Here is a 21,109-nt window from a genome sequence, read left to right as displayed (position 1 = left end):
CCCCCCCCCACGCCCCCCCCCCCCGCGCCGGGCCGGGCTGCTGGCCCCCCGCCCCCCGCCGGCCGGCCGCGCCCCCCCGCCCCCCCCCCCCCCCCCCCCCCCCCCCCGGCCCCGCCCAGCCGAGCGTGGGCCCGGCCCCGCATCCCTTCTCCATTGCCCACGCAGATGTCACACCGTTGCGCTAGTCTGTAGCCAGGTCGCAACAGGAGTTCCCGCATGCATCGCGCCCGCCAGCATGCCACCACCCAGACCCGTGAGCGTCGTCACCGCCTCGCCCACGAAGCCGCCCGCTTGATGGCCGAAGGCGGCATCCGCGACTTCCACCAGGCCAAACTGAAGGCGGCCAGCCGGCTCGGCATCCATGACGATGCCTCGTTGCCCCGCAATGTCGAGATCGAGGACGCGCTGCGCGAATACCAGCGCCTGTTCGCTGGTCCCCAGCACGGCAACGAGCTGCAGCGCCGTCGCGAAGGTGCGTTGCGCGCACTGGAATTCCTGCATGCCTTCGCCCCGCGCCTGGTCGGCCCGGTGCTGGACGGCACCGCCGATGCGAACAGCCCCGTGCAGGTGCATCTGCACAGCGACGACCCCGAAGCCGTGCATCGCTTCCTGGACGAACAGGGCATTCCGGCCGAGTCGCGCGTGCGCCGGCTGCGCCTGGACCGCGAGCGCAGCCTGGACGTGCCGGTCTGGGTGTTCAGCGCGGAGGACCTGACGTTCGACCTGGCCGTGCTGCCGTATGACGCCCTGCGCCAAGCACCGCTGTCACCGGTCGACGAGAAGCCGATGCGGCGCGCCTCGCAGGCCCAGCTGCGCGAACTGCTCAGCCAGGAGCAGATCGAAAGCTATCTCGGCAGCATCTGAGCCCCACAACGCAGACGCCCCACGCCGCGGCCCGCGTGGGGCGTCGTCATGCATCAGGGCGACCGGACCGCGTCGCCCTGCCGGTTACCAGCCCACGCCGAAGCCCACGCCCACGGTGCGCTCACCGCTGTTGGTGAAGGCACCATTGAGGCTGAAGGTGGCCGAGCCGCGCTCGTTGAGCACGCGCTGGTAACCCACCGCCAGCGCCGACTCGCCTTCGGCATGGCCCACACCCGCGCCGAGGCGGTTGTAGGTCTGCAGGCCGGCGGTGTTCATCGCCATCGCCGCCTGCGCACTGCCCATCGCCGCCATCCGGTTCAGGCGCTTGTCCATCCGGTCCAGCCGGCGGTCCACGCTGGCCATCGCCTGGTCTGTGTAGGCCTGCGCCTGGTTCACCGCCTGATCCACGGCACGCGAGTCCACCTGCGGCAACGGATCGTCGGCTTCCGGCTTCGGCTTCGGCGTGTCGGTGGAGGCCACCGACGGCGCGTCCTTGACCGGCGGGGCCGGGGTCTGGCTGTCCGCCGGCGACTCGCCAGCGACGTCGTCCACCGCTGCCTGGCGGCTGGCCGTCGCCGACCCGTCGATCTGCGACTGCAGTCCGTCGATGCGGCCGTTGAGCTGCTGCTGCACGGCGTGCAGCTGACCGCCATTGACCGCATCGCGGCTGCCCGGCGCGATCATGCCGTTGGCCACGTTGCCCAGCACCCTGCCGTGTTCCCCGGCCAGCCGCAGCTGGCCGGTACCGTCATTGCGGACGCCGCCATCGTCGAACAGGCGCTCGAAACGCGCATCGATGCTGGCCAGATCCCGGCGCGTGTCGACCACCGCGCCGTCGAGCGACTTCAGCGCATCGCCGACCGTGGCCTGCCGCTGGCCCTGCACGTGGAACTCCGGCGCGATGATGTTGCCGTCGGCATCCATGCGCATGTCGCCGCCGAAAGCCGCGAAGGCGCTGCGGAGCTGGGAGACGGTGGTGAGGTCGCTGGCATCGCGGCCGTTGGCAGCGTTGGTTACGCGGCGCTTGAGGTTGACATGGCCAAGTGAGACTTCGTATGCACCGCTGGCAAGCGAACTATGCCCAAGCGCTACGCTGTTTTCGGCGTCCGGCAGAACCTGGCTGGCGCCGCCGAGGGCAACACCATTGCGAATGTGTACTTGCGAGCGCGCGCCTAGTGCAAATCCGTCCTCCGCCCCCACGTGCACCAACGCAGCGCGGCCCAGCGAGACAGAGTTCTTTCCCCTCGCTTGCGCATAACTACCAATGGCAGTTGCACCCTCCGCCAACGCCTTGGTGTCACTACCCAACGCAGTACCCAGGAGCGCCGCTTCCGCTGGCTTGCTCAGCTCGTCATAGCCCACGACCGCGTACAGGTGCTTCTCCTCCAGGCCAGCGATCCGCTGGTTGCTGGCATGAAGCTGACCACCCGTGACCACCTCCCGGCTACCCGCATGGCTGATATCGCCCTCGCCGACGTTGATGAGGCGCGCGCCACCGAAATCGACGGCGGAACGGTCGGCGCCGAAGCGCACGGCACTGGCATCCGCCATCGCCCGCGCCTGATCCAGCGTATCGAGGCGCGCGTCCATCGCATCCAGTCCGCCACGATTGCTGTTCACGCCCGCATCCAGCGCGGCCAGTGCATCGCCTACCGTGCCGTGTATGGAGCCCTGCACACCATAGGAGGGAGCAATCACGCTGCCATCCGCGGCAAACCCCGCGCCGCCGCCGAGAGCGTTCACTGCACCGGAGAGCTGGTCGACAGTGGTGAGGTCATAAGCGTGGATACCGTTCATCGCATTGGTGACCTTTCGTCGGGCACCAGCTCCGCCCAAGGAAACCTCATTCTCCTCGGTAGCTATCGATCCGTAGCCCAAAGCAACGCTGTTACGTGCCTCTGCCAGAACCTTGGCTGCACCACCCAACGCAATACCGTTATTGCTCTGCACCTGGGAGCGAGCGCCCAAAGCGAATCCGTCCTCAGCCCCGTCAAGCACATACGCGGCACGCCCCAACGCGACGGAATTCTTACCTCGCGCGTGAGCAAAACTGCCGATCGCCGTGGCACCCTCAGCCATAGCCTTGGTATCACTGCCCAATGCCGTCGCCAGAATCGCAGCTTGCGCCGGCATGCTCAGATCGTCAAATCCGACAACCGCATACTTCTGCGCCTCCTCCAGCACCGACACCCGCTCATTGGTCACGAACAGCTGCCCGCCCGTGACCGCCTCGCGGCTGCCTGCACCGATCTCGCCCTCAGCCAGGGCGACCAGACGCGCATCCTTCAGGTCCACCGTGCCGTCCTCGCCGAACTGCACCACACTGCCCAGGTTAGGCGTGTAGTTGTCGAAGTCCACGCGCAACGCGTCCAGGTCTTCCCGCGCGGAAGCGATCTGCGCGCCCTGCTCGGCAACGTTCGTATTGGTGGCGAACAGCTGCGCGCCATTGACCGCCTCGCGGCTGTCGGCACTGAGTTGCCCGTCGCCTACGGCGAGCAGGCGCCCACCCTCCAGGTCGACATTGCCGCCTGCGTCGAAACGCACCACATCGGACAGGTCCGGATCGAAGCCCTCGAAGTCCTCGCGCAGGCGGTCGATGTCCGTACGGTTGCGGGCGATCTGCGCGTTGCTGTCGAACAGCTGACGGCCGCTGACTGCATCGTCACTGGTGGCCGACAGTTGACCGGCGGCAACGCCGTGCATGCGACGCGCCTGGTTGCCCTGGTTGCGCACATCCAGCACGCCGCCGCTGTTGGCGGCTCCCAGTCGTACGTCGCCGGTGGACGAGGTCTGGCTGAGCAGGCCGCCGAGCACATTCGCCTTGAACTGGGCATCGTTGGCGGTGGACTGGGCGGCGTTGGCTACGCTGTGCGCCGTATTGGCCAGGGTGGTGGCCGTGGTCACGTTCTGGTTGGTGGTGTTGAGCTGGCGACCACTCACCGCGTCGGTACTGGCTGCACTCAGCACACCATCGGCGACGCCACTGATACGACGGCTGGCGTTGCCCTGGTTACGGACATCGAGGACGGTACCACTGTTCTGCGCGCCCAGTCGCAGATCGCCGCCGGCTGCCGCCTGGCCGACCAGGCCACTGAGCGTGGCGGCGGTGGCGGTGACCTGCGTGACGTTCTGGTTGGTGGCATGCAGCTGCCGGCCACTGACCGCATCGGCACTGGTGCTGCTGAGTGCCGCGTCGGCCACGCCGGTGACGCGACGGTTGGCGCTGGACTGGTTGCGCATGTCCACCGCGCCACCGGTATTGCTGGCACCGACGCGAACGTCGCTGTTGCCGGCACTCTGGCTGAGCAGGCCCCCCAGCGCGTTGGCCTTGGTCTGCGCATCGTTGGCGATGCTGTGCGCGGTGTTGGCCAGCGCATTCACCGTGGCGAGGTTCTGGTTGGTGGCATGCAGCTGCCTGCCGGTCACCGCCTCGGCGCTGGTGGTGCTCAGCGTTCCGTCAGCCACATTGACGATGTTCCGCTTCACCGTGGCACTGCCCACCGAGACCTGGTTGGCGCCGGTCGCCACCGAGCCCGCGCCCAGGGCGACGCTGTTGCCCGCCTGCGCATTGACCTTGGCGTTGGTGCCCAGTGCGATGGCGCCGCTGGAAGTGGCATCCACGGCGGCACGATTGCCCAGCGCCACCGAGGAGTCAGCCGCGGCGCCCGCCAGCGTGCCGGCACCTACCGCATTGGCGCCGGCCGCGCTGGCCTGGTAACCGAAGGCGTTGCTGTGGGAGCCCTCCGCTTTCGCCGAATGGCCGACCGCCACGGCATTGCCACCCGCCGACGCCCCCTGGCCGACGGCGGTGGTGGTGCTGGCCAGGGCCGTCAGCGCGCGTGTGGCATCGGCCTGGGCCGCAGTAGCTGCCTGGGTGACTGCGGTGACATTCTGGTTGGTCGTATGCAGCTGCTTGCCGGTGACCGCCTCGGTGCTGGTGCTGCTCAGCGTGCCATCGGCCACATTGACGATGCGGCGCTTGAGCGTGGCATTACCGACTGAGACCTGGTTGCTGCCGGAAGTAGTGGAAGAACTGCCCAGCGCCACCGAACCGGTGTGGTTGGCCAGCGCGCGGTCGCCAAGGGCGGCACTGCTCTCGGCCGTCGCTTCGGACAGATTGCCGACGGATGTAGCGAAGCGGGCGCTGGCCACACTGCCGCGGCCCAGCGCCGTAGCCTGGTTGCCTGTGGCCGCCGCCTGATAGCCCAGTGCGGTGGCATGGATCACGTCGGCCTTGGCGTCGTTGCCGATGGCCACGGCACGATCGCCGGTGGCCGAGGCACGCAGGCCCGATGCCACGCCGCCATTGCCGCTGCGCGAGCCGGTGCCGAGCGCCACGCCGCCGTTGGACGCGGCAACGCGCTCACCGGCCGCATTGACGCCGCTGCGGGCATTGTTGCCCAGTGCAAGACCGTCATTGTTGTAGGCCAACGCCGCATTGCCGATGGCCACGCCGTTGTCGCCCCCCTCGGTCCGCGCGCGATTGCCCAGCGCGACTGCACTGCTGCCGTCCGCCGATGCCAGGGTGCCCATCGCCACGGCGTTGCTGCCTGCACTGGACGCCTGGAAACCCAGGGCGTTGCTGTAGCCACCTGCCGCGTCGGCAGCATTGCCGATGGCGGTGCTGTTGGTGCCCGTTGCAGTGGCGCCGGTACCGATCGCGATGCGGCTGCCATCCAGCCTGGCCAAGGCCTGCCCGGCTTTCGTCGCAGCCTGGTCTGCGGCCGTCTTCGCCGCGTTCGCCGTGCCCGTTGCGCTGGCGATGCTCTGGTTGGTGGCGTGCAGCTGCTTGCCGGTCACCGCTTCGCTGCTGGTGGTGCTCAGGGTGCCATCGGCCACATTGACGATGCGGCGCTTGAGGGTGTCATTACCCACCGAGACCTGGTTGCCGGCACTGGTGACCGAGCCGGCGCCCAGGGCCACTGCATTGCTCTGCCCGGCATTGGCGTTGGCACCCAGCGCCACGGCCTTGCCATGGCCGTCGGTCACGGCGTTCTGGCCGATGGCGATGCCCGCATCGTAGCCGCCGGAGCGCGCACCGCTGCCGATCACGATGGCGTGGTGTGCGTTGCCGTTGGCAAGTCTGCTGCCGTCACCGATGACGACGGATCCCTGCGCCTGTGCCTGCGCATTGTTGCCCAGCGCTACCGATCTGGATCCCGACGCCTGTGCCCTCGGCCCCATCGCCGTGGCATCGCTACCCTCGGCCCGGGCATTGCGCCCGACCGCGACCGCACTGTTACCGGACGCGCCAACGTAGCTGTTGAGGCCGATCGCGACGGCCCCGACTCCCAGCGCCGTGGCGCTTTTGCCGATCGCAGTGCCCCCTTCGCCGCTTCCCGTGCCCGCATTGATGCCGATGGCCACGCCACCGGCAAGTCCCTGGGCATTGTTGCCGATACCGATGCCGTCGAACGCCGTGACCGAACCCACGCCGATGGCCACGCCCTTGGTGCTGTTGACCGTGGAACCCCCACCGATCAGCACGTTCTGGTAGCTGGTAGTGCCGACACTGCGCGACGTGGCAGGCGAGCCGATGAACGCGCTCATCAACGCGTCCCACTCTGCCGGTGCTGCGTCAGCCTCCGCCGCAATGGCGTCGGGCACGATCAACGGATCCGATGCAACCTCGGTCGCGAACGCGGGAGCGGCCAGCATCACGCACAGGGCGGCGGCAAGCGGGCGTGCCGCCGAAGCCGGCTTGCCGCGCGAACGGGTGTGCTCGCTGGCCACGGCCCAGCAGCGCAGGCGGGTATTCCAGATCAAACGGTAGATGCGATTCATCGATGTCTCGGTGGTTGGGAAACGGGAACCTGGGGGCGCAAGGCCAGGCAGTCAGGGCTGCAGCGTCTGCCGGTGCTCACGGAAGCCGGCGTGGCTGAGCCGGTAGTCGATCTCCACACGCCCGCCAGCGCGGGGCACGAACGGCAGCGTCATCGCCGCGCCGGGGTAAAGGCTGCGTTTGATTTCGTGCGTGGTGCAGCGGCCGTCTGCGGCGCAGTCCTGCACCTGGTTGACGCCGAGCCGCAGCGTGCCGCGGTTCAACAGGCGATCACCGTCCAGGGCCATCTCGACGCGCCCCTCGGCGGGCAGCACATTGACCAGCACGCCCCAGACCAGGCTGACGCCGAGGGTGGCGCTGGCGCCCTGCACCGGTACCTCCGGCGTGCTGTCATCGGGACCGCGTACGCCTTCGAAGTAGACGCGGAACGCGGTTTCCTGCTCGACCGGCTGCAGCGGAATGATCCGTATCAGGCGCGTGCCGCCCCCTGCCAGACCGAAGCGTCCTGGCGTGACCGCCATGACGGCGGCGGTGCCGACGGCCTCATCGACTTCTTCCTCGTGGTCACTGGCCGGGTGCAGGATGCGTTTCACCGTGGCCTGCACGTACTGCGGCTGCGGTGATTGCGAATGCACGCGCACGGTCGTGGTCTTGCCGGCTTCGGCATGCACGCGCATCGGATGGACGTTGAGATTGGCCAGCACCGGTGCCGCTGGCAGAAGGGCCAGCAGCAGCGCGCCGGCCAGGGGAATCTTGCTCATGGGATCGGGTTCCAAAGGAAGGTCAGAGGCGGTCGGTCGGCAGGCGCATTTCGAGCTTGAGGCGGCCGTCGTAGTAGCCCTCGCGTTTCTCGGACGCCGGCACACGGGGGGTTTCCAGGGTCAGCGGCGTGGGCACGCAGTACACCCACTGGTTCATGTCGGGCAGCATCACCAGCCGCAGCTCGGCGGTATCGATGCCGCGCAGCAGCACTTCCTCGTTGTTGTGCAGGGCGATCTTCTGGCCGCTGTGGTCCAGGCTGAGCTGGTAGTCCAGGCGGTCCTGCGCCTCGCGCCCACCGTCGCGGTGCCAGACCGAGTACTGCGATGGCGGACGGCCCGGCGCGGCGGGGCCCATGTCACGTGCGGTGATGGCCAGATACTCGCTCTGCGAGCCCATGCCGTCGTACAGACACATGTCCAGCACGGCGGTGCCACCGATCGTGCCGGGTGAGGGAATCGGCCGGTAGTCCAGCTGCAGGCCCACCAGCGGCTCGGCCATGCCGAACTCGGGCAGGTAGATCATGGTGCGGTCGCGATCGGTGATGGTCAGATCGAACCGGAAGACGTGGGTGGCGATGATCGGGCCGTCAGGATCGATGCGCAGGTTGAGGCGGAGTTCTGCAGTCCAGCGGCCGGCGACGAGATCTGCGACGTCCTGATCCTCTATTACCAATCTTGCTGCTGTGCCTCCAGGAGGAACCTGGCAATCATTACTGGCGGATGTCCAAAGCGGAAATTTGGCTTGATCCCAATAATCGATACTGCAATCTCGTTCCCACTCCACACGCTCCAACCAGCCGACAGTCCGAAGGTCAATTCTTTGTCCACTTCGTTGCTCTCGAAAGCTGAGAGTGAAGTCCTTGCCAGCGAGCGGCCCCTCCTGAGTGTCATGCATTGGACACCGTCCTTGTCCAACGTCTCGATCACACGTCAGATGGATCTTCCCGTACCCCAGCTCCACCTCCCCATACCCGAGCACCGTCCGCGGCGCCCACAGCTCCAGCGCTTCGGGCGCGGAGCGGTCGAAGGTGCGGACGATGTCGGTGGTGATCACGCCGGTGGCCGGCGTCGTTGCCGGTGGGCGCTGTGCCAGCGCCTGTGCACTGCCAAGCAGGCAGGCCGCGGCCAGCAGCAGCCTCCATGCGGTCCTCATCGCGCACCTCCACTCATCACGTTGCGTTCGTTGCGCCCCGCCACCGGTGCCAGTTCGTTCAACAGGCGCTGTACCCGCGCCTGGTGGCGGATCGGTGCCGGCAACTGCTCCAGCGCCAGCGGTTCGCACTGCACCTGGCCGACCAGCAGCACCACGCTGCGGCGCTCACGCACGGTGAGCGGGCACTGCAGCAGGTCGCCTGCACGCAGCAGGTAGAGCACCGGCTCGCGCTGCGGGAATTCGGCGATGAAGCCGCCGTCGCGGCCCAGCGAGGGCACCGGTGCATTGAGGATGCGGGCGCCTTCCAGCGGGGTACCGGCGATGTCGCGTGCGTTGCCGATGAAGGTGTAGGTCACGTCCAGCGTGACCGGAAGCGCGATCACCTTTCCCGGCAGCAGGAAGGCGTGCTGCGCCGCGCCCAGGCGGGCGACACGCACTGCGGCGTCGCTGTCGTGCGCACTGGCGTCCTGCACGTCCACGCGGTGGCGCTGGTAGCCGCCCAGCGGCAGCAGCCGGCGCTCGCCGAAGCCGAGGATGCGGCGCCGGTTGCTGCCGGCGCGGATGTCGGCAGCCGCGCCACTCAGTTCCAGATCGCGCGCATCGTCCACGCTGACCACTACCCCGGCATCGGCGCCATGGGCGCCGCCCCAGTGCAGCCCGCGTGCGGACAGCGACAGCCCCGACGTGTGGTTGCCGCTGTAGGCCAGTTCACCCCCACCGTGGTGCTGGTAGTACGACACCGATGCACCGCTCTGCCCGAAGCGGTTGTCGATACGGGCGCTGGCCAGCGCGCTGTAGCGGTCGTCGTTGTACGCGCTCAGCTCGGCGCCCAGATCGCGCGCGTCGCCGTCGCGCTCCTGCCGCAACGAATGCGACAGGCCCAGGCGGGCATCCGGGCGGCTGTGCTGGGGCTGGCGCATGTCCAGCGCCACGCGCTGCTGCACGCTGCCGTCGTCGATCCGCTGCAGCCGCGAGACTGCAATGTTCAGGTAGAGGCCGCGATCACGGGCAGGCCCGCGCCCGCTGCCGGTATCGGTGTCCTGCTGCCACACCCCCAGCCGGCTGCCGATGCTCAGTCCACGCCACTGCCGGGTACGGCTGTAACTGGCCTGCAGGCTGCGCGAGGTCTGCGCAGGACGCAGCGCCGGCACATGCGGCGGCTGCAGGCCCGGCGGCAGGCCCGTCCAGGCATCGTCGTCTTCGCCGGGCAGGCTCCACTCCGGGGTGAAGCTGCGCCGGCGCGTGTATCCCAGGTACAGGCTGCCGCCGAACAGGGGCGCCGATACCGAGGCACTGAGCGCATCGACACAACCGAAACGGTCATGCAGCACCGGCGTGCTGCTCTGGCACGCACCGCCGCGCAGGCGTTGCCGATAGACATTCCAGGACGCGTAGTGGCGATAGCTCAGCTGCTGCTGCAGGCCGTGGCTGCCGTCGCCTCCGTTCAGCACGCCGACCATCGCCTGCAGGTCATGCCGCCCGAACTGCTGGCGTCCCTCCAGGCGCAGTTCGCCGTAACCGGTATCGGCGACGCGGGCGATACCCGCTGTCATGCCGTAGTTGCGCGCAAGGGGGATGCGCAACCCCGCCTGTACCGCCGTGTCGGACGCATCGCCGATGTCACTTGCACGTGTCGCATGCGCACGACGGCGCCCGCCCTGCACGAACCACTGCAGGCTGCGCTCGGACCAGTCGCCGCCCCGGCTGAAGGGCGCCTCCTCGCTGCGCACGAAGCGGCCATCCTCATAGATGCGCAGGGTGACGGTGTAGCTGCCGAGCGGAAACCGGCGCGTATCGAGATCGTTGACACCGGCCTGCAGGTAAAAGGTCTGCAGCAGGCGATCACCGTCGAAGGCGTCCACGCGTGCATCGCGGCCGAGCAGCACGGTCAACGGGGTGGAGGCGACGTTCGCGTCGGTATCGACGTAGGCCTGCGTGGTACCCACGCGCAGCCCTTCGAAGCGATCCAGCGGCAGCATGCCGAACCCGAAGGTGCCGCCCTGCTGGCTGGACAGATTGCGCCGGTCCATGCGGCCCAGCTGCACGTAGTGGCGCTGGGCAAGATCGTGGCGATAGTAGAGATCGTCCAGCTGGAAGCGGTCATGCGCGCGATAACCCTGCCGCGCCTGGCGGCTGTAGTTCCAGCTGCTGGCGACATGGCCATCGCGCAGCACGCCAAGCACCGTGCTGCCCTGCACGCTCAACGCCTGATAGCCATCGCCCCCGCTGAAATTCACGGTCTGCTGCTGCAGCAGCGCGTTCTGTGCCTGCTCGGACACCTGGTGGAACGGCGAGCGCTGCGCGCTCTGCTGTGGCAGCCACCGGCGTGCCGGAAACAACATCAGCACGCCATCGCTTTCATCGAAGATGGCGTGCACCTGCGCAGGATCGTCCGGACTGTCGATCCAGCCGCAGCCGGGATCCGGTTGGCCGTAGGGACAGGCCAGATGACTGTTGCGCGGCAGCGGTGCAGCCAGTGCCGCCTGCAGCGCGTCGCGCGCATCGGCGCTGAGACCCAGGGCTTCCAGTACCTGCGCGGGCTGGTCCAGCTGCACCGTATCCAGCGTGACCCAGGCGGACCACAGGCCGGCCGACTGCCCGAACAGGCGTACCTCGACACGCTCGGTCTGGCCGCTGGCGAGGTCTTCGAAACCGGCCGGTACCGGCCGTGCGTGGACAGCCGGCAGGGCCGGAATGGCCAACGTCAGGGCGAGCGCGACCGCCAGCCGGCTGTGGGCAGGTGCAGGTATCAACATGGGGAGACAACCGATGGCCGGCCGGCCCGCGCACGGGCCGGCGCGGTGGGGATTACGGCGCGGCGGTGTTCTGCGACACGACCAGCGCAACGGTGCCGCTGTACAGGCCCGCGAAGTTGATCTCGCCGGACACGGTCTGCTGCACGCGCAGCGGCATGGCGATCGACGCACCCGGAATCGCGCTGTCGAACAGGTCGTCTGCAGCGAAGTCGATCGGGGTGGTCTCCAGGGCGCGGCCGTTGAGGCTGACCGTCAGCGGCACGTTGATGGCACCCGGTGCGGCCAGGTCGGGACGCAGCACGGCGTCGGCCGCCAGGCGCACGCTGACGTCCTTCTCGGTGTCATTGGTGAAGATGCGCACATCTTCGGTCCACGACGACAGGCCGGCACCGCCGGCGCGGTAGACCAGCTGCACCGCGTCCGGCAGCGCGGTGCCGTCGGCCTTGAGCAGGGACAGGGTCGGATCGACGTTCGCCCACACGGTGATGTTGGTTTCCACGGCGGCCTGCGCGGTCAGCGAGGCGCCGGCGAGCGCCACGGCCAGGGCGGCCTTCTTGAACATGTGCGACATGGTTTCTCTCTCTGATGGATTGGGTTGCCTCCTGGATGGAAGCACTGCCGGCACGGACCTGCCCTGCCAGCAGCGCGGTCAAGGTATTGATCGGCTCCTGCGGTGTACATGCAACGTTTCTTGATTGCCGATTACGCGTACTTCTGCGACATCACACACGCATCGCGCGTGCCGTGACCAGCAGAATGCGACGCTTTCGGCATTGCTCCGACCAGGGCACGACCACGGCATGGGAAAAAAAAAACGCCCCCTTGCGGGGGCGTTCTTCCACGTTGCGATTGCGGGGCGATCAGCCCTGGTAGTCGCGCACGTCGCTGCCGGTGTAGACCTGGCGCGGACGGCCGATCTTCATTTCCGGATCGACCTGCTGTTCCAGCCAATGCGACACCCAGCCGGAGGTACGGCCCAGGGCGAACATGACGGTGAACATCTCGGTCGGAATCTGCAGCGCCTTGTAGATGATGCCGCTGTAGAAATCGACGTTCGGGTACAGCTTGCGGGCGACGAAGTAGTCGTCCTGCAGCGCGGCCTGCTCCAGCTTCACGGCCACGTCCAGCAGCGGGTCCTGCACGCCCAGCTGCTTGAGCACCTTGCTGGTCATCTCGCCGATGACCTTGGCGCGCGGATCGAAGTTCTTGTAGACGCGGTGGCCGAAGCCCATCAGACGGAAGCCGGAGGTCTTGTCCTTGGCCTTGAGCACGGCCGATTCCACGTTGTCGGCCGAACCGATTTCTTCCAGCATCTTCAGCACGGCTTCGTTGGCACCGCCATGGGCCGGACCCCACAGCGCGGTGACGCCTGCGGCAACCGACGCATACGGATTGGCACCGGTCGAGCCGACCAGGCGCACCGTCGAGGTGGACGCGTTCTGCTCGTGGTCGGCGTGCAGGATGAACAGCAGGTCCAGCGCCTTGACCACGTCCGGATTCAGTTCGTACTGGCCGTCGGCCGACTCGAAGGTCTGCTTCAGGAAGCGGCTGACGTAGTCCAGCGAGGTGTCGGGCGTGTTGGCCGGCAGGCCCTTGCCGTGACGGTAGATCAGCGCCGAGAGGGTCGGCACCTTGGCGATCAGGCGCACGGCGGCCTGGCGGCGCTGTTCGGCGTCGGACAGGTCCAGCGCGTCGTGGTAGACGGCCGACAGCTGCGCGATCGCGGCAGCCAGGATGGCCATCGGATGGGCATCCTTGGCGAAGCTGCCGATCAGGGTGTTGATCGAATCGGGGACGTTGGCCTCGGCAGCCAGCTCATCGGTGAAGGCCTTCAGCTGCTCGGCGCTCGGACGCTCGCCGTTGATCAGCAGGTAGGCCACTTCGACGTAGCTCGACTTTTCCGACAGCTGTTCGATCGGGTAGCCGCGGTACAGCAGCACGCCCTTGTCGCCGTCGATGTAGGTGATGGCGGACTTGCAGCTGGCCGTCGCGGTGAAGCCGGAATCGTAGGTGAAGAACCCCGTTTCCTTGGTCAGCTTCGCGATGTCGACGCAGTCGTTGCCAAGGGTGGGTTTGATGACGGGCAGAACGACCGACGTGTCGCCGGCGTTGAGCGTGACCTGATCAAGATCGGACACTGTGTGCGCTCCTTCATGGGAAGGCGCCTGCCCAAGCGCATTGGTCAGGCACGTGAATGACGTCCACGACCTGTGTCGTGGATCACGCCATTATCGCACAGCAGCATTTGCCCGGTGCTAGACGGAAGTCGTAGACGGCAGGCGGCCGGAACCCGGCCAGCGAGTGGCCCGGATCGGCAAAAGCGTTGTCACGCGAACGCAGTGTTCTGTCCATCCAAACGCCTGTTGGGCAGGCGCCGGGGAAAAACAAACGGCCGCGCAGAGCGCGGCCGTCGGTTCGGAGCGGGATCGACAGATCAGCGCGCGTAGCGCTTCTGGAACTTGTCGATGCGGCCCGAGGTGTCGATGACCTTGTGCTTGCCCGTGTAGAACGGATGCGAAGCCGAGGAAATTTCAACCTTGACCAGCGGGTATTCGTTGCCGTCTTCCCACTGGATGGTTTCCTTCGTCGCCATGGTGGAGCGGGTCAGGATCTTGAAATCGGAGGTGACGTCATGGAAGACGACGTCGCGGTAGTTCGGATGGATATCGGCCTTCATGGGCTCACACCGTAAATGGGCTGGTGGTCAAGAGCGGCATTATAAGCACCGGCCGCCCCTTGGGGCAACCGGTGGCGTGGATCCGCGCTCAGTCCGCGCCAAGTGCCTGCCGCACAAGGCTTTCGAAGCGGGCCTGGTCGTAGGCCATCAGCAGGTCGCAGTTGTCCGGCTGGCCGGTCTGGCGGTTCCAGTCGACGAGGGTCGCGCCGCGACTGAACGTTCCGTTCAGTTCCACGTTCAGCGGCCGCGATTCCACCCGCAGCTGCCCTTCCGGGTTCAGCGCCCAGGCCATGGCCAGGGCATCGGCGGTGTACCAGCGTCCGCCCTTGCTGTCTTCGGACAGGCCACGGGTCTTGCGCGAGATCAGCTCATAGAAGCGGGCACGCTCCGAATCTGCCTGCAGCCACGTCTCGGCCTGCTGCAGCGGCAGGCCGTGGGCGACGGTGGCTTCCCAGTCCGACACCAGCAGGTGCTTGAATGCGGTGAACACCACGTGCGCCGCTTCCGGATCGAAGGCGATGTTGAACTCCGCCGCCGGCGTGATGTTGCCGTGGCAGGTGACCGCGCCGCCCATCACCACGATGCGCTTGATGCGCTCAGGCAGGGTCGGGTCCAGCTTCAGCGCCAGCGCCAGGTTGGTCAGCGGGCCGAGCATCACCAGCATCAGTTCGCCGGCATGCTTGTGCGACAGGCGCAGGATCGCCAGCGCGGCATGCTCGGCTTCGGCCTGTCGGCCCGGCGGTGGCAGATCGACATCGCCGTAGCCATCACGGCCGTGCACATGCGCGGCATCGACGGAGGGATGCAGCAGCGGATCGGGGCTGCCGGCAAACACCGGCACGTCGGGACGGCCGACGATGTCGCAGAGCTTGAGGGCGTTACGGACGGTGTACTGCAGGCCGACATTGCCGGCGGCGATGGTCAGGGCGACCACGTCATGCCGTTCATCGGCAAAGGCCATGAGCAGGGCCAGGGCGTCGTCCACACCGGGATCGGTGTCGATCAACAGGGGGATCTTGTGGGTCATTGTTGCCGTCTTCAGATCGGCAACGAAGTGTGGACCGGGATGATGACCGTTGCAAGTATGGGGGTTCTGGCAGGGCTGTGCCCTGCACCCGCCGAATCAACGGCAAACGCCAGAGCAACGGCAAAAGCTGGTTTTCTGGGGGATGGCGGGGGTGGGTCCGACAGTTTCCCGCGGCCTGTCGGAACGGCATTTTGCTCTGGTAGGTGTCGACCTTGGTCGACACCTCCACGGGATGATCGAGAAGGCTGTCTGTAGAGTCGAGCCATGCTCGACTCCCGCGCTCAGCGCAGAGAGGCCGCTTACGCCGAGGCGTAGCGCACGGCCGTGCCGATCCAGCGGCTGACCACGCGGTCGGCCAGTGCGGGCTGCTGGGCCAGCAGGCGCTCGGCCAGGTCATGCACGCCGGGCAGCAGGCCGGCGTCGCGTGCCAGATCGGCGATGCGGAAGCCGGCCAGGCCTGTCTGCCGCGTGCCAAGCAGTTCGCCCGGCCCGCGCAGTTCCAGGTCCTTCTCGGCGATGACGAAGCCATCGTTGGTTTCGCGCATGGTCTGCAGACGCTCACGCGCCATCTGCGAAAGCGGTGCCTGGTACAGCAGCACGCAGCGCGACACCGCCGAACCGCGGCCGACGCGACCGCGCAGCTGGTGCAGCTGGGCCAGGCCCAGACGCTCGGCGTTCTCGATCACCATCAGCGAGGCATTGGGCACGTCCACACCCACTTCGATCACCGTGGTCGCCACCAGCAGGTCGATGTCACCGGCCTTGAACGCGACCATGGTCGCCTGTTTCTCGACGGCCTTCATCCGCCCGTGCACCAGCCCCACGCGCACGCCCGGCAGCAGCGCCTGCAGCGATTCGAAGGTGGCCTGTGCGGGCGTGGCATCCAGCTCTTCGCTTTCCTCGATCAGCGTGCACACCCAGTACACCTGCCGTCCTTCCGCGCAGGCCAGGGCGATACGTTCGATCAGATCCGGCCGGCGGTCGTTGTTCAGGGCCACGGTCTGCACCGGCGTACGGCCCGGCGGCAGTTCGTCGATGGCCGATACGTCCAGGTCCGCGTACTCGGACATCGCCAGCGTGCGCGGAATCGGTGTGGCGGTCATCACCAGCTGGTGTGGCACGCTGTTGCCACCGGCGCCCTTGTCGCGCAGCGCCAGGCGCTGGTGCACGCCGAAGCGGTGCTGTTCGTCGACGATGGCCAGGGCGAGGTCCTGGAACACCACCGCCTCCTGCATCAGCGCGTGGGTACCGACCACCACCTGCGCTTCGCCATTGGCGACCTGTTCCATCACCTTCGCGCGCGCCTTGCCGGTGACCTTGCCGGCCAGCCAGGCAATACGTACGCCCAGCGGTTCCAGCCAGCCGCGCAGGTTGTTGAGATGCTGTTCGGCCAGCAGTTCGGTGGGCGCGGCCAGCGCGACCTGCTTGCCCTGCTCTACCGCCAGCATGGCGGCCAGCGCGGCCACCACGGTCTTGCCGGAACCCACGTCGCCCTGCACCAGCCGCAGCATGGGACGAGGTCGCGCGAGGTCTTCGCGGATCTGCTTGAATACGCGCGCCTGCGCGCCGGTGAGGGCGAACGGCAGCTGCTTCAGCAGCGCCTTGGCCAGCGCACCGGGGCCGGCCAGCGGCGGCGCATGATGCGCCTGCAGCGCGATGCGCTGGCGACGCAGGCTGAGGTGGTGCGCCAGCAGTTCTTCCATCGCCAGCCGGCGCTGCGCCGGATGGGTGCCGGCGGCCAGCGCGGCCAGGTCGGCATCCGGTGGCGGCCGGTGCACCGTCAGCAGCGCACTGCGCAGCGACGGCAGGCCGAGGCCATCGAGCCAGCCGACGGGCAGCAGTTCCAGCGCGGCTTCTTCAGGCAGGCGATCCAGTGCCTGGCCGATCAGCCTGCGCATCGTCATCGGGCCCACACCTTCCACCGTGGGATACACCGGATCGAGGCGGTCGCCAAGTTCAGGATCATCGTTGCGCCCCAGCACCTGGTAGCTGGGATGAACGATTTCCAGGCCAAGGTGGCCCGGCTTGGGCGTTCCGAAACAGCGCAGGCGGTTGCCGACCGCGAACTGGCCGACCTGCTGCTGGCGGAAATGGAAGAAGCGCAGCACCAGGGTGCCCTGCCCCTCGTCCTCGACCGCCACCTTCAGCATCGGCCGGTAGCGCATGCCGCGCTCGACCGCGACGACGCGCACTTCCACCTGTGCCGGCACGCCGGATCGCAGGTCTTCGATGCGGGTCAGCCGGGTCCGGTCCTCATAGCGCAGCGGCAGGTGAAGCCAGAGATCCTGCAGGGTGGCCAGGCCACGCGCCTGCAGCTTGGCGGCCACGGCCGGACCCACGCCGGCGAGCATCGCCAGGGATGCTTCGCCGGACGGTGACAGGACCGGAGTGACCGCCGCCTTGCGTGCCACGGGGGCGTCAGTCGATGACCATCACCGCGTCGACCTCGAAGTTGGCGCCCTTCGGCAGGCCGGAGACTTCGATGGTGGAACGGGCCGGGAACGGAGCCTGGAAGTAGTCCTGCATGACCGCGTTGACCTTGGCGAACTCGCCCAGGTCGGTCAGGTACAGGCCAAGGCGCACGACCTGGTCCAGCGAACCGCCGGCAGCTTCGGCCACGGCCTTGAGGTTGTCGAACGCGCGGCGGGCCTGGGCTTCGACATCACCGGCACCGACGATGTCGCCGGTCGCCGGATCAAGCGGGATCTGGCCGGAGAAGTACACGGTGTTGCCGGCGCGCACGGCCTGCGAGTAAGGGCCGATGGCGGCAGGCGCCTTTTCGGTGTTGATGATCTGGCGGGACATGGTCGCTCCGGTGCATTTGGAAAACAGAGCGGCGATTGTAGCAACCCGGTAGCGGGGGGGGGGGGGCGGGGGGCCCCGGGGGGGGGGGGGGGGTGGGTGGGGGGGGGGGGGGGGGCGGCGGGCCCGCCGCCCCCCCCCCCGCTACCGGTGCACCATCCACCCATGGTCTCCGGGCCGGGCGCATCCGTAGACTGGCTGCTGATTCCTGTGGGACCAAGCCATGGCAAACGTGTTCGACTCCCCCTTCAAGGGCAAGCTGCTGACCGAAATGGTCACCAACCCCAACATCCTCGTCGGCCGCTACAGCTACTACTCCGGCTATTACCACGGGCACGGCTTCGACGACTGCGCGCGCTACCTGCTGCCTGATCGCGACGACGTGGACAAGCTGATCATCGGCAGCTTCTGCTCGATAGGAAGCGGCGTCAGCTTCATCATGGCTGGCAACCAGGGCCACCGGCACGATTGGGCATCGACGTTTCCGTTCTTCTACATGCAGGAAGAGTCGGCCTTTGCCGCGGCCAATGACGCCTTCAGGCCGGCCGGTGACACCGTGATCGGCAACGACGTGTGGATCGGCGCCGAGGCGATGATCCTGCCGGGAGTGCGCATCGGCGATGGTGCCGTGATCGGTAGCCGGGCACTGGTGACCCGCGACGTGGCGCCCTACGCCATCGTGGGCGGCAACCCGGCCAAGGTGCTGCGCAGCCGGTTCGAAGCGGAGGACATCGCGCGGTTGCTGGAAATGGCGTGGTGGGAGTGGCCGCTGGCGCAGATCAAGGCGGCGATGCCGTTGCTGACCGCTGGGGATATCCCGGCGCTGCATGCGTATTGGCGCGAACAGGCGGCGTGATCCGACCTCGCGCATCGTGTGCACGGAATATCATCCACGCATGGCGTGGATCTACTTCAATCCGGGCCTGCGATGCGCCATCCGTAGAGCCGAGCCCATGCTCGGCTGCTTCAGGCAAGAGCAGCCGAGCGTGGGCTCGGCTCCACAAGAACCATCCACGCATGGCGTGGCTTTACTGGCGGCGCACCGACTGCACGACCGACAGGCGGCGCAGGCGCCGCATGACCTCGGCCAGGTGGTTGCGGTCGCGCACCTGGATGTTGAACGCCAGCACGGCAGCGTTGAAGTCGCGATCCAGATAATCCACGCGCTCGATGTTGGACTGGCTCTGCGCGATCGCGGCGGCAAGTTGGGCCAGCACGCCGGTGCCGTTCTCCACTTCCACCACCAGCGAGGTGTCGTAGTCACCGGAAACGGTGGTATCCCAGCCGATCAGCACCCAGCGCTCGGGCGACTTGCGCAGCTCGGCCAGGTTCGGGCAGTCCATGCGATGCACCACGATGCCCTTGCCGGCGGTGTGGTACCCCATGATGTCGTCGCCGGGAATCGGCTGGCAGCAGCCCGCGAAGGTGACCACGCCGCGCTCGCTGCCATTGATCAGGATCTTCTCCTGCGAGTGGTGGCGCGAATGCGGGCCGCCACGCAGTTCCGCATAGGCCATCAGCGCCTGCGCGGCCTGGGTCGGCATCCAGTTGCCGAGCGCGACTTCGGCCAGCAGCGCCTCCAGGCGCGGGAAACGGTGTTCGGCCAGGAATGCATCCAGGCGCCCCTTCGGCAGCCGCTCCAGCGAGGAATCCATCGCCTCCAGCGCACGGTCAAGCATGCGGTGGCCCAGCTGCACGGCGTCCTCGTGCTCCAGCTGCTTGAGCTGGTGGCGGATCGCGGTGCGTGCCTTGCTGGTGACCACGAACTCCAGCCACTGCGGTTTGGGCGTGGCCGAACGCGCGGTGATGATCTCCACCGACTGCCCGGAGACCAGCTTGGTGCGCAACGGCACCAGCTTCTTGTCCACGCGCGAGGCCACCGCCATGTTGCCGACATCGGTATGCACGGCGTAAGCGAAATCGAGCGCGGTGGAATTGCGCGGCAGGGCCAGGATCTTCCCCTTCGGCGTGAACAGGTAGACCTCGTCCGGGAACAGGTCGACCTTCACGTTGTCGAGGAATTCCAGCGAGGAGCCGGCCGCGCGCTGCGAATCGATCAACTCGACGATCCACGCGTGGGCACGGCTCTGCGCGCTGTTGGGCGAATCGCCACCGAACTTGTAGGTCCAGTGTGCGGCCACGCCTCGCTCGGCAATCAGGTCCATTTCCTCGGTACGGATCTGCACCTCGATCGGCGAGCCATACGGTCCGAACAGCACGGTGTGCAGCGACTGGTAGCCGTTGGCCTTGGGAATGGCGATGAAGTCACGGAAGCGACCGTCCAGCGGCTTGAACGTGGCATGCACCGAGCCCAGTGCGTGATAGCAGGTGGGCACGCTGCGCACGACCAGGCGGAACCCGAACACGTCCATCACCTGGTCGAAGCTCTTGTTCTCGTCGCGCATCTTGTTGTAGATGCTCCACGGCGTCTTGATGCGGCTGACCAGGCGGTGTTCGATGCCCTCCTTCGCCAGTCGCTGCGAGAGCTGCACTTCCACCTGCGCCATCGCCTCGCGGCGCACCACCGGCTGGCTGCGGATGTGCTTTTCCAGGATCGCGTGGCGCCACGGATACAACGCCTTGAAGCCCAGGTTCTGCAGCTCGCTCTTGACCAGGCTCATGCCCAGCCGCTGCGCGATCGGCGCGTAGATCTCCAGCGTCTCGCGGGCGATGCGGCTCCTCGCTTCGCGGCTCTGGGCGCCCAGCGTACGCATGTTGTGCAGGCGGTCGGCCAGCTTGATCATGATCACGCGCAGGTCGCGCGACATCGCCAGCAGCATCTTGCGGAAGCTCTCCGCGGCAGCTTCCTGGCGGTCCCGGAACTTCAGCTTGTCCAGCTTGGTCACGCCATCGACGAGTTCGGCAACCGGCTCGCCGAACTCGGCGGCCAGCGCCTCGCGGGTCAGCGGCGTGTCCTCGATGGTGTCGTGCAGGATCGCGGCGATCAACGCTTCGACATCCAGGCCGAGCTCGGCCAGCACCTGCGCAACCGCCACAGGATGGGTGATATAGGGCTCGCCCGACTTGCGTGTCTGCCCAGCGTGCGCAGCGGCCCCGACTTCCCAGGCACGGCGCAGCAGCGGCAGCTGCTCCGGCGGCAGGTAATGGGCGGCGCGTTCAAGCTGGAGGACGTAGTCGGGTACGGCGGCAGTGGGGGCTGCGGCGACCTTGGCAGTGGGGCCTGGGTTCATGCCCGAAGCCTATTCCAGCGCGACGTTTACGGCAAATCCTGAATGCGAAACAGCCCGCACGGGGCGGGCTGTTCGGCGTGTCCAGCGATGACGTTG

General features: G+C 67.5%; 13 protein-coding genes. 2 read left to right on the top strand and 11 right to left on the bottom strand.

The window, feature by feature from the left end; all coding sequences use genetic code 11:
• Positions 1 to 216 precede the first annotated feature (216 nt).
• Positions 217 to 864 carry a hypothetical protein gene (locus ACVOMM_RS15730; RefSeq protein WP_481526482.1) on the top strand — a complete coding sequence of 216 codons (648 nt, stop codon included), beginning with the start codon at positions 217 to 219 and terminating at the stop codon, positions 862 to 864.
• 84 nt (positions 865 to 948) lie between these two features.
• Here ACVOMM_RS15730 and ACVOMM_RS15725 read toward each other — a convergent pair whose 3' ends face one another.
• From ACVOMM_RS15725 to ACVOMM_RS15680, 10 genes are all read right to left on the bottom strand, one after another.
• Positions 949 to 6,648: an ESPR-type extended signal peptide-containing protein gene (locus ACVOMM_RS15725; protein WP_180875900.1), complete on the bottom strand. Its 5,700-nt coding sequence runs from the start codon at positions 6,646 to 6,648 to the stop codon at positions 949 to 951.
• Positions 6,649 to 6,699: 51 nt separating this feature from the next.
• Complete coding sequence (locus ACVOMM_RS15720; protein WP_180875899.1) at positions 6,700 to 7,407, bottom strand: pilus assembly protein; 708 nt, start codon at positions 7,405 to 7,407, stop codon at positions 6,700 to 6,702.
• Positions 7,408 to 7,429: 22 nt separating this feature from the next.
• Positions 7,430 to 8,302: a CfaE/CblD family pilus tip adhesin gene (locus ACVOMM_RS15715; protein WP_345776101.1), complete on the bottom strand. Its 873-nt coding sequence runs from the start codon at positions 8,300 to 8,302 to the stop codon at positions 7,430 to 7,432.
• 254 nt (positions 8,303 to 8,556) lie between these two features.
• Positions 8,557 to 11,316 (bottom strand): TcfC E-set like domain-containing protein, encoded by a 2,760-nt coding sequence (locus ACVOMM_RS15710; RefSeq protein WP_481526481.1) that lies wholly within the window; start codon positions 11,314 to 11,316, stop codon positions 8,557 to 8,559.
• A 52-nt stretch (positions 11,317 to 11,368) separates the two neighbouring features.
• Positions 11,369 to 11,887, bottom strand: a complete 519-nt coding sequence (locus ACVOMM_RS15705; protein ID WP_053520042.1) for a CS1 type fimbrial major subunit — start codon at positions 11,885 to 11,887, stop codon at positions 11,369 to 11,371.
• Between the two features lie 289 nt (positions 11,888 to 12,176).
• Positions 12,177 to 13,454, bottom strand: a complete 1,278-nt coding sequence (locus ACVOMM_RS15700; RefSeq protein WP_164150898.1) for a citrate synthase — start codon at positions 13,452 to 13,454, stop codon at positions 12,177 to 12,179.
• 296 nt (positions 13,455 to 13,750) lie between these two features.
• Positions 13,751 to 13,993, bottom strand: coding sequence for a type B 50S ribosomal protein L31 (locus ACVOMM_RS15695; protein WP_005410871.1), 243 nt, complete (start codon positions 13,991 to 13,993; stop codon positions 13,751 to 13,753).
• An 88-nt stretch (positions 13,994 to 14,081) separates the two neighbouring features.
• On the bottom strand, positions 14,082 to 15,020 hold the full coding sequence (locus ACVOMM_RS15690; protein WP_065181681.1) for a nucleoside hydrolase: 939 nt from the start codon (positions 15,018 to 15,020) through the stop codon (positions 14,082 to 14,084).
• Between the two features lie 299 nt (positions 15,021 to 15,319).
• Entirely contained in the window at positions 15,320 to 17,431 is a 2,112-nt protein-coding gene (recG, locus tag ACVOMM_RS15685; protein ID WP_481526480.1) for an ATP-dependent DNA helicase RecG, read from the bottom strand.
• Between the two features lie 7 nt (positions 17,432 to 17,438).
• Positions 17,439 to 17,825 (bottom strand): RidA family protein, encoded by a 387-nt coding sequence (locus tag ACVOMM_RS15680; protein ID WP_053519454.1) that lies wholly within the window; start codon positions 17,823 to 17,825, stop codon positions 17,439 to 17,441.
• A 220-nt stretch (positions 17,826 to 18,045) separates the two neighbouring features.
• On the opposite strand from ACVOMM_RS15680, the gene catB reads away from it, so the two are divergent.
• Entirely contained in the window at positions 18,046 to 18,678 is a 633-nt protein-coding gene (gene catB, locus ACVOMM_RS15675; protein WP_111186780.1) for a type B chloramphenicol O-acetyltransferase, read from the top strand.
• 172 nt (positions 18,679 to 18,850) lie between these two features.
• On the opposite strand, the gene ACVOMM_RS15670 is transcribed toward catB, so the two are convergent.
• Entirely contained in the window at positions 18,851 to 21,013 is a 2,163-nt protein-coding gene (locus tag ACVOMM_RS15670; protein ID WP_053519455.1) for a RelA/SpoT family protein, read from the bottom strand.
• Positions 21,014 to 21,109: the final 96 nt, after the last annotated feature.

The organism is Stenotrophomonas sp. STEN009 (assembly GCF_056760395.1).
This window is presented reverse-complemented; position numbering and strand designations above follow the sequence as displayed.